Source organism: Acidobacteriota bacterium, from assembly GCA_003696075.1.
In the GTDB taxonomy this organism is placed as follows: domain Bacteria; phylum Acidobacteriota; class Polarisedimenticolia; order J045; family J045; genus J045.
Genome location: RFHH01000220.1, coordinates 1 through 2576 on the forward strand (window position 1 = coordinate 1; position 2576 = coordinate 2576).

Consider the following 2576-nt stretch of genomic DNA (forward strand, 5'->3'; position numbering starts at 1 on the left):
CCGGTTCCGCTTCAATCGAGGTTGACGGTGCGGGGGCGTCAGCGTAACTTGACGCCGCCTTGCCCGGCGTGCGCGGTAAGCGCGTTGTGCGCCGCCGCGCGCCGGGACCGTCGGTTGCGAGTGAGATGTACTGAACCATGCGGAAGCCCGATGGCGTCCCGGGGGGCGCCGGGGGTTTCCCGGAACGCATCGCTCCTGGAGGAGGAGGTCATGCACGTTCGGTTGTCAGCCTTGCTTCGGCTCGGCGCGCTCGGGTGCGTCGTGCTGCTCGCCGCGGCGGCTGCGTCCTTCGCCGCGGGTTCCGGCCCGCAGCCGCTGTCGCAGCCCGCGCGGCTCGACGCGGCGATCGGCGCGGACGCGGGCGAGGACGCCCTGCCGCCGATCCAGCACCCCAAGACGTACGAGCGCACCGTCGCCTGGTGGCCGTTCCTCACCGGGCCCTACTACGGCGACACGCCCGGGTGGTGGCGCCGGGATCCCGACGTCCTGAAGACGCTCGTCGGAAGCTTCCGCATCGGCGAGTCCCTTCCGATTCCGCCCGAGCTGACGGCCTCGCTGGCGGGCATCGAGTCCGGGGGCAAGCAGTACTTCCTCGCCCAGCTCCGCCCGTCGGCGCTGACCCAGCCGTTCAAGGAAGAGCTGCGGCGCGCGGGGGCCGAGATCGTGGCCACGCTGCCGGTCAACGGAATCGTGCTCCGGCTCGACAAGGCGGCCTACGAGGCGGTCTCCGGCTCGCCCCTGCTGCAGTACATCGCCCCGTACCACCCTGCCTACAAGATCGATCCCGCGGTCGGGCACATCCCGCAGGCGACGCCCGAGAAGGCGGCATCGCCGGTGTTCGACCTGGTGATCCGGCTGTTCGACGGTGAGCCGACGGCGCCGACCGCGCAGGCCCTGCGCAAGATGGGCGCGGCGGTGACCTACGAGAGCGGTGATGCGAATCTGCCGTACATCTTCGCCACCGCCAACGCGGTGCTGATTCCGCAGATCGCGCGCCTCGAGTCGGTCTTCACCATCGGCGAGCGCGGGCCGCAGTTCCAGCACGGCAACCGCGGCGCCCGCTTCCTCCAGTCGCACACCGACTCGCTGGCCCTCACCTACTGGAAGGCGGGGATCGACGGCGACGGCCAGGTGATCCACGTCACCGACTCCGGCATGTCGATCGATGCGGGCGACAAGGCCGACACCAAGGCCGACTCGCTCGGGCCCGGAGCCGGCACGCAGCTCGGTCCCGGAACCGACGCGGACGGCTGCGCGAACCCGATCGGCCCCAACAACACGGTCACCGACCACCGCAAGGTGATCTGCTACCAGAGCGCCAACCAGTACGGCGGTAGCGGCGACTTCAACTCGTGCGACTCCGCCGGGGACGGCGGCTTCTCGCACGGCCAGCTCGTCTCCGGGATCGCCGCCGGGAACGCGACCCGCGGCCGGGTGCCCCCGGTGACGGACGGGCACCCGAACCCGACCGACGACGGGACGCAGTCGACGGGCGGCGACAACACCTACGCCCGCGACTACGGCGGTGACGGATTCTGGGACGACACGCCGGACAACCCGACCGGGTGGTTCACCGAAACGGACACGACGTTCGACGGCGTCGCCAAGGGCGCCAAGCTCGTCTTCGTCGACGCCGACACCTCCTGCGGGGCCGGCATCAGCGCCGGCGACCTCGCCGCGCAGATCAACGACACTTACACCAAGTTCGGCGCGAACATCCACAACTTCTCGTTCGGCAGCACCGCGGCCCCGACCGGCCCGGTCTATACCTCCGGGGCCGACGCCATCGACGGCGCGATTCGCAACACCCGCGTCAACTTCGTGGCGATTTCGGCCGGAAACGACGGCTCCTCGTCCGATCCCGGCTGCGGCGACGTCGCCGGCACCCTCAGCAACGAGGCCGCCTGCAAGAACTGCGTGCCGGCCGGGATGTCGTTCGGCTTCAACAGCCTCAACGGCGCCACCTCGCAGGGCCCGGCGGACACGGTGACCGGCCGCGTCGGTCTGCTGATCCTCGCCGAGGGCGTGGACAACGCCTGCCGCCAGGACGACGGCGCCACGAACGACCAGGGCGGACCCGCCGGCTGCATCAACTCCGAGAGCCAGGGAACGTCCTTCGCCTCGCCGAACCTCGCCGGCGCGGCGGCGCTCATTGGCGAGTATCTCGCCGGCGGCTTCTACCCGGACGGCACCGACCAGAACGCGTCCAACGCCAACGACCAGATCCCGCTGTTCAGCTCGGCGCTGACCAAGGCGATCATGATCGCCGGCACCTCGGCGGTCAGCTCCGGCGGCGACGCGGGGATCGTCACGCCGCGTGACGGCCGCTTCAACACGGTCACCGGCTACGGCCAGCTCTACCTCGACTACGTCCTTCCTCTCGCCGACGACCCGACGACCGTGAGCGGGCTGATCCTCGACGCCCTCGACGACGTCGACAACGACGGCGTGAAGGAGGGGCCGAACAGCCTCGGCATCCCGTCCCCGCTCGTCGGGACCTACCAGGTCGACTTCCAGGTGCTCGCCGACGACGAGGACCTGCGCGTCGCGCTCGCGTGGCACGACACCAACACCTC

At 70.5% G+C, this 2576-nt stretch carries 1 protein-coding gene; it reads left to right on the forward strand.

Going from position 1 to position 2576, the window contains the following annotated elements:
• Positions 1-150 precede the first annotated feature (150 nt).
• Positions 151-2576: hypothetical protein (locus D6718_13570; GenBank protein ID RMG42644.1), on the forward strand; the 2426-nt coding region annotated here is incomplete at its 3' end.